The sequence below is a fragment of the Nostoc sp. genome, assembly GCF_054880495.1.
In genome coordinates, this window is sequence record NZ_JBTYKD010000027.1 from 21,446 (window position 1) to 28,675 (window position 7,230).

A 7,230-nucleotide genomic window follows, 5' to 3' on the forward strand; every position below is an offset into this window, starting at 1 on the left:
TCCTTCTCCACTTTCGAGAGCTGAGGGGAAAAGCTAGTTTTGACACCAAACCGGATGCAATTAGAGGGTTATGGTTATAGCCGAATGGCAAGGATAAAGCCCTCTAATGGATTCGGTGAGCTTGCAGAGATTTTGCTCCCACCGTATCAGCGTCAAGATGAGGTAGAAAACTATGGTCAGACCGCAAATTGGAAAGTACTCAATATCCAGGCGTGATTTACTTTACACTTTTTATGGGTTAATGTCTTTTACTGCCTTAGTCAGTTGTGGAACAAACAAGGGCAGCACAGACAATAGCAGCAGTGCAACTTTGAGTGCTAATGCCACTAGTAACAATAAAGGTAGTACCAAGCTCGTTCGACTTGGCTACCAAGTTTCCGGGGATATAACCCACGAAAAAGGCGCGATCGAAAAACGCTTAGCTCCTCAAGGAATAGGTGTTACTTGGTCTCAATTTGTGTCTGGGCCTCCGCTCTTGGAAGCCTTAAATGTGGGTAGCATTGACCTTGGTCCTGCTGGCGAAACGCCACCCATTTTTGCTCAGGCAGCTGGTACCAATCTGATTTATGTAGTTAATACCCCACCAGGTACTGGAGAAGGTTCCGCAATTATTGTGCTAAAGGATTCTCCAATCCAAACATTGGCAGGTCTTAAAGGTAAAAAAGTTGCTTATTCTAGAGGGACGGCTCAGACCTTTTTTGTGGTGAAAGCGTTTGAAGAGATAGGGCTAAAACTCAGTGATATTGAATCAGTGAATTTAACCATTGCAGATGGAAGAGCAGCCTTTTTGAGCAAGACGGTTGATGCCTTTGTAGAAGGTGATCCTAATCTGATCAAGCAGCAACGGGAAGGCAGTATTCGGATCTTACGAGACGCGCAAGGAATTAAGACGCCAGGAGGTTATTACCTAGCTGCACGAGATTTTGCGATTAACAATGCTGAACTCTTGAAAGCAATTTTGTCTGAGTACTATGAAGTTGGGCAGTGGGCAAACAAAAACAGACGGGCTGCTGCCGAAATCCTTGCACCGAAGGTCAAGACTGATGTCGATACTATGGAGTTGACGCTGACGAGAAGAAAATATGACATGAGACCAATTACTGAGGAAGTGATTAGCGCTCAACAAAAGGTTGCGGATCTTCTATATGAACTGAAAGTTGTGCCAAAACAAGTCGATGTTAAAGGAGCAACCTTAACTGCCCAGCAGTATACAGCAATTACACCGGATGCCCTTAGGAATAGGGCTTAACCTTTGAATCAGCAAGCTTGCTACAAAACCAGACGCGATGCCCTTCTCTACGAGACGCTGCGCGTAGCTTGCTTCCACGAAGTGGTACGGCGCAGGTGTTACCCTGAGCCCTTCGACAAGCTTAGGGTAACACTTGTCGAAGGGTTCAAGGTAACACCTGCGGTGGTCACTGAGCCTTGCCGAAGTGCGGTAAACTACGCAATTATCCTATAATTATTAGTTAACCTAATTGTTAGTAGAGCATACTAGAACTGCCCTGATGAAAATTTGGAACGGACAACTAGGCGATCGCGCAAGTAATATCATTTACCAGTATTTACCCGCCCTTCGCTGGCGTAATTTTCGCCTGTTTTTTGGGGGACAGTTACTATCAATGTCTGGGACATTTATGACCCAGCAATTAACTATTCCTTGGCTGGTATACGATTTGACTAAATCGGCTTGGTTGTTGGGAGTTGCAGGCTTTGTACAATTTTTACCTACGTTATTAGTAATTCCGTTTTCGGGCGTATTGTCCGATCGCTGGAGTCGTCGTGATTTGTTAATGCTAGTGCAGATATTGGGAATTAGCGTTTCCCTGGCATTAACGATTCTTACCTTTAGGAATTCGATGACCTTTCCCATCCTATTGGTACTGAGTGTTCTCAATGGTTTTCTCAAGGGATTAGATATGCCCGTGCGTCATACAATCGTCACCGAAACCGTAGACGATCGCGCTGATTGGGGCAATGCGATCGCCTTGAATTCAGTAATGTTAAGTTCCTCGCTGGTATTGGGACCGGCTATGGGTGGGATTTTGATTGCGACGCTAGGGGTAAAATATTGTTTTCTCTACGATACTCTCAGCTATATTCCTGCCATCTTTACCCTGCTAGCGATGCGGCTGAAAGTCAGACCGATGCAAACTCTTACGAGCCTTAGCGATACTTTGCAGAAATTGCGGGAGGGCTTTGAATATGTCTCCAAATTCCAACCGATTAGAGCAATTTTATTAATACTGGCATTACAAGGTTTAGTCGGGATGTCTCATGTCGCGCTCATGCCCATCTTCGCGACTAAGATTTTAAATGGGGATGCAACTACGATGGCTTACCTGAGCACCTCAGCCCCGATTGGATCGTTGTTTGCTTGTTTGTATCTCAGTGTCAGGCGAGGGATTGCGGGCTTAGAGCGTTTGATTGTAGTCGCTCAAGTCTTGATCGGGACAAGTCTGATCTCCTTCTCACTATCGCGTCAAGTTGGATTATCCATAATGATACTGGTGTTTACAGGCTGTTTTTCCATCCTGCTGATTACCAGTAGTAATATGATTATCCAAACCCTAGTTGCCGAGGATAAGCGCGGACGGGTGATGAGTTTTTATGCCCTAGCAATGGTGGGTATGATGCCCTTTGGGAATCTGTTAGCTGGAACTTTGGCAGATCATTTTGGTGCGACTAATGCCTTGATTGTCTGTGGCAGTCTAAATATCTTAGGTGCGCTATGGTTCTCTGCACAATTGCCAGCAGTGAGCCGTTGGATTGCTCGTTAAAGGTTTATTTCCGCCGTGCTGTACTAGATCCCTAATTTTAGGGCAATGATGAGTGGCGATCGCAAATATAATAACTATTGTTAGTAGCGATCGCTGCTGGCTGTCATATAAAAATTCTGCTTTGGATGCAACACGCAGTAGGGTAGCACAGCTAACTATGCTACCCTATTTAATGCCTATATTTTATGCAACTGAGAAACGCTACAATCTGTCATCAGAAAGGGTAAGCGCGTTACCCAAGTATTAGAATTCAGTGCTTAGACACCACCGTAAATATTATTACTCATTTATTGGCGAAAAGTTATTAGCACTCGCTGCCAATACAAGATTCTAACATATTTAGCGTCCAAGTTTGTTAGAGATATCTTTGCCTGTCTGTGCTGCACTGTCGCCTACATCACTAGCAGTTTTCTGAGCACCTTCTATGTACCCACCTCCAAATTCTTTAAGGGCTTCTCCTGACTGCTGTCCAATCTTTTGAAGTCGTTCACCAGGAGAACCTTCGGTTTCACGAGCTTCTTTATTCCACTGACCAACTGTTTTTGGTCTTTGAGCATCATTTTGCTCTACCTGTTCTCGAACTCTCTCAGCTAATCCTTTGTCATTGTGCCCATTAGTAAGATTCGTCGTCAGCACTAGAAAACCAACTAGGACAACAGCCAAAAAAGGTTTTACCTGAAGTCCTTTAAGCAGGGAACTGATATGACCAATCGTCCTAGAAATCAAATTTATCATGCCAATTAGCTTGTTTTTTGGATGTACAAGTAAAGATTAACTATAAAAAGATAATTATCCTTCTAACAAAAGGCATATCTCACTTATAAAAAAGAAAGACTTTTTAAATCTTGGGGAAGAGGTGACTTGTCAGATGCATGAATATTTGCAATTTGTCTATGGGCACAAGCAAGGAGCAATACTGCCTTTCGCTAGAGAGTTTGCATAACAAGCCAGAGAGAGCATGATCCGAAAGCGACTTTCCGCAAAATTTAAAATTACCCACCGCCGTGGGTTAAAAACCCTTGATTTTGTGTTAGTCCACCTCCGTGGACTAAGCTTTGTGTAGTAGCGAATTCTATTCGCTCAATACTTTTCAAACATCCTCTAAAGGTACCGTTGCAATAGACCAATAAAAACTTCTGGTATTTCCAAATGAGGTAATATTCCGGCATCTGCGATCGCATAAAAACCTCGAATTACACTTGGATTTAAATTTGCCAATCGTCGTCCTAGTTTGATGCTGGTAAATTGTGCCTTTTCTCCCCAAAAAATCACGGTGGGAATTGTCAGTTGCTGAATATATAAACTCAGATCAAAGTAAAGATCGCCCCGTAAAAATGCCAAAGCGGCAAACTTGCCATTAGGTTGTTGTGCAGAGGTTAAATAAGCCTCCACCATCTCTTGAGATACTCGTTGTGAGTTGGCAAAAAGAAAACTTTGTAAAAAGTTTCGGACTGCAATTTCATTTTCAGCACCCAGGATGTAAATAAAATTGTCCAACAGAGGCGTATTAATCACCGAAAGCGGAAGTCTGCGTCCAGCACCTTGTCCAAAATCATCAAATCCAGAGGGGGACACCAAAAAGAGTGCTTGGAATAAATTAGGTTGAATAATAGCTAGGCGGATAGCAAAAGCGGCTGTTAGAGACGAGGCTACCACAGTCACGGGCTGACGACAAGTTTGGATGATAAACTCGGCGATCGTACTGAGATAATCTTTAATTTGATAATCACGGACTGGATGAGCCGATTCTCCCCAACCGATTAAATCGGGGGCTAAAATGTGGTAATTAGAGGCAAAAGCCGGGTAAACTTTAGACCATTCATATGCAGACGCCCCACCACCAAAGTTATGCAGAAACAATAGTGGGCGCAAATCTTCAGTATCAGCGAACGCCCAAGGTGCATTCGTTTGGGTATAGTAAACCATTGCCCCCAAGGATGTATGGATGACTTTATGTCCAAAGCCAGGAGGTTGAAACTGAAGCATAAAATTCCAAAGTTTAGTTTAAGTTTAAATAAGAGTCTGAAACTATCTTCTCTACGAGACGCTGGACAAACAATTTTTAATTGTTAACCTTGCTTTTGGTCATTATCTCCTGTGATCTGAACAAGTTGATGGAGGTTATTACCAGTGATGTGATAAGCTGCGCCAAAACCAACTACAAAACGGCCTTCACTGGGAGTTAGCTGGAAAATCCGAAAGTCAGACAAGCCGCGCAAAACCTCGATAATTTCACCAAATCGCCCTTGAAATTGCTCAACAATTTGATTCCAATCGTCAGTTTCATGTTCTATCAAAGTTGCCGTACAATCAAAACTCAAACGCCGACGAGCAAAAATTAAATTACTCTTAGCTTCATCCTCGATAAACAAGACATTAATATGTGGATTGGCATAGAGATTTTTGGTATGAGTCGAAAGACCACTGACGTAAATGTAGATATTCTTAGAATCATCCATTATAAACGGAGCATAACTTGCATTGGGTATTGCCTGGGCGCTCACGGTGCTAATGATTACACTCTCAAATTCTTCAGGAAACTTTTCGTACTCAGCTTGAATGTTTTCAAGTTGGCTCATAAGTAAATTACCGTTTGATTAGGAACACCTAATTAAGTATCCTAACGTGATTGAGCAATCGCATGAAATGCTAAAGATTTAGCTTAATTATATTTAATTGTCAACTAGACGATCGGCAATTAACAATCAAAGTGTGGGGACTGGCTTAAAGACAACTAGGACTTACGCAATAACTCTTTGAAACTCTTATTCCTCCGTGTCGCGCCAGTTGCTACAACGGGGAGCCACTGCGGTGGACGGGTTCCCCGGCATAAAGGAGCCAGCCGCGTGGGCGGGTCTCCCGACTTGAGCGGACTGGCGCCAAGTGGCGTGGGAACCCCACTTCGGGTTCGGCAGTTCCTCATGGGGGACGGACTGCCTCACCGCAACGCACTGGCTTCTCTGTGCCTCTGTGGTAGCCTGCGGCAAGCCGCTTTGCGTCTACGATTTTCTGTTACCTCTGCGTCAGTCCTGACAATATAACTAGCTCATTGGGCTAAACTGAAGAAAGTTATGAGGACGCAAAGATGACTGACAAAAATCGTTCTCAATGGGATTTAGGCAGGTTTATCGAAACCCTGACTTACTTTGAGGTAATTCCTTTCCTTAACTGGGTACAGCAGTTAATCCAAGGGCGCCCTAAGGATAATCAAGATAGACCCAATGGAGGAAGAAACATGGGTGTAATATTAGTAGCAGGTGCAACAGGTGGTGTAGGTAAACGAGTGGTAATGCGATCGCTCGAAGCAGGTTATAAAGTTCGCGCCCTAGTTCGAGACATTGAGAAAGCGCGGTCAATTCTTGGTAATGATATAGACTTGGTAGTTGCGGATATAACTCAACCACAAACTTTAACTCCTTTAGTTATGGCTGATATCCAAGCTGTAATTTGTTGTACAGCAGTGCGCGTGCAACCAGTTGAAGGAGACACAGCAGATAGAGCCAAATATTATCAAGGTGTTAAATTTTACCAACCAGAAATTGTTGGCGACACCCCAGAAAATGTAGAATATCAAGGTGTGAAAAATTTAGTCCAAGCGGCAGCAAAATATTTACCCCAAGTAAACGAAAAACCGATATTTGATTTCACAAAGCCATCAGCAGAATTAAAGGATAACTGGGGGGCGTTGGATGATGTCGTCATGGGTGGCGTGAGTGCCAGTAATATCCAATTAGTAGAAAATACAGCTTTATTTGCTGGTAATGTCTCCACGGATAACTCTGGCGGATTTGCTTCTGTCAGAACTAAGAATTTTGATCCACCCTTCAACTTATCTGATTACCAAGGTGTAAAATTGCGCGTCAAGGGTGACGGTCAGCGTTATAAAATCTTCCTGCGGACAGATACAAAATGGGATGGCATTGGCTACAGCTATTCTTTCGATACCGTAGCTAATACCTGGATAGATGTTCATATTCCCTTTGCAGATTTGATTCCCGTTTTTCGGGCAAAAATTGTCAAGGATGCGCCGCCAATTGAGCAGAATAGAATTTGTTCATTCCAACTGATGTTGAGCAAATTTGAATATGATGGTGCTTTAAATCCCAAATTTTCTCCAGGTGGTTTTGCTTTCGAGTTGGAATCAATTAAAGCTTACGGCGGGACAACTTTACCACAATTTATTCTTGTCAGTTCAGCAGGTGTAACTCGTCCAGGACGCCCCGGCATTAATTTAGATGAAGAACCGCCAGCAGTGAAATTAAATGACCAATTGGGAGGAATTTTAACTTGGAAGTTGAAGGGAGAAGATAGTTTAAGAGAAAGCGGAATTCCTTATACGATTATTAGACCTTGTGCTTTAACTGAGGAAGCAGGAGGTAAGGAATTAATATTTGAGCAAGGCGATAATATTAAGGGTAGAATCAGCCGTGAGGATGTGGCAGAACTTTGT

At 43.2% G+C, this 7,230-nt stretch carries 7 protein-coding genes; 4 read left to right on the top strand and 3 right to left on the bottom strand.

Annotated features, from left to right (window positions below; all coding sequences use genetic code 11):
• Positions 1–172 precede the first annotated feature (172 nt).
• Positions 173–1,249, top strand: coding sequence for an aliphatic sulfonate ABC transporter substrate-binding protein (locus ACYTXL_RS03140; protein ID WP_461923474.1), 1,077 nt, complete (start codon positions 173–175; stop codon positions 1,247–1,249).
• 259 nt (positions 1,250–1,508) lie between these two features.
• Positions 1,509–2,780 carry an MFS transporter gene (locus ACYTXL_RS03145; RefSeq protein ID WP_461923475.1) on the top strand — a complete coding sequence of 424 codons (1,272 nt, stop codon included), beginning with the start codon at positions 1,509–1,511 and terminating at the stop codon, positions 2,778–2,780.
• 339 nt (positions 2,781–3,119) lie between these two features.
• On the opposite strand, the gene ACYTXL_RS03150 is transcribed toward ACYTXL_RS03145, so the two are convergent.
• The 3 genes from ACYTXL_RS03150 to ACYTXL_RS03160 form a co-directional block, all read right to left on the bottom strand.
• A complete protein-coding gene (locus ACYTXL_RS03150) occupies positions 3,120–3,515 on the bottom strand; it encodes a hypothetical protein (RefSeq protein ID WP_461923476.1) in 396 nt (131 codons plus the stop codon).
• Between the two features lie 366 nt (positions 3,516–3,881).
• Complete coding sequence (locus ACYTXL_RS03155; protein WP_461923477.1) at positions 3,882–4,766, bottom strand: alpha/beta fold hydrolase; 885 nt, start codon at positions 4,764–4,766, stop codon at positions 3,882–3,884.
• Between the two features lie 83 nt (positions 4,767–4,849).
• Positions 4,850–5,359 (bottom strand): HugZ family pyridoxamine 5'-phosphate oxidase, encoded by a 510-nt coding sequence (locus ACYTXL_RS03160; protein ID WP_461923478.1) that lies wholly within the window; start codon positions 5,357–5,359, stop codon positions 4,850–4,852.
• A gap of 177 nt (positions 5,360–5,536) precedes the next feature.
• Between ACYTXL_RS03160 and ACYTXL_RS03165 the strand changes: the two genes are divergently transcribed.
• Both ACYTXL_RS03165 and ACYTXL_RS03170 read left to right on the top strand, forming a co-directional pair.
• Entirely contained in the window at positions 5,537–5,821 is a 285-nt protein-coding gene (locus tag ACYTXL_RS03165; protein WP_461923479.1) for a hypothetical protein, read from the top strand.
• A 44-nt stretch (positions 5,822–5,865) separates the two neighbouring features.
• On the top strand, positions 5,866–7,230 hold a 1,365-nt coding region (locus tag ACYTXL_RS03170), incomplete at its 3' end, for a CIA30 family protein (protein WP_461923480.1).

Bases quoted from the DNA above. Each gene is read 5' to 3' on its own strand.
- ACYTXL_RS03140 (WP_461923474.1), top strand. From the start codon at position 173: ATGGTCAGACCGCAAATTGGAAAGTACTCAATATCCAGGCGTGATTTA.
- ACYTXL_RS03160 (WP_461923478.1), bottom strand. From the start codon at position 5,359: ATGAGCCAACTTGAAAACATTCAAGCTGAGTACGAAAAGTTTCCTGAA.
- ACYTXL_RS03150 (WP_461923476.1), bottom strand. From the start codon at position 3,515: ATGATAAATTTGATTTCTAGGACGATTGGTCATATCAGTTCCCTGCTT.
- ACYTXL_RS03145 (WP_461923475.1), top strand. From the start codon at position 1,509: ATGAAAATTTGGAACGGACAACTAGGCGATCGCGCAAGTAATATCATT.
- ACYTXL_RS03155 (WP_461923477.1), bottom strand. From the start codon at position 4,766: ATGCTTCAGTTTCAACCTCCTGGCTTTGGACATAAAGTCATCCATACA.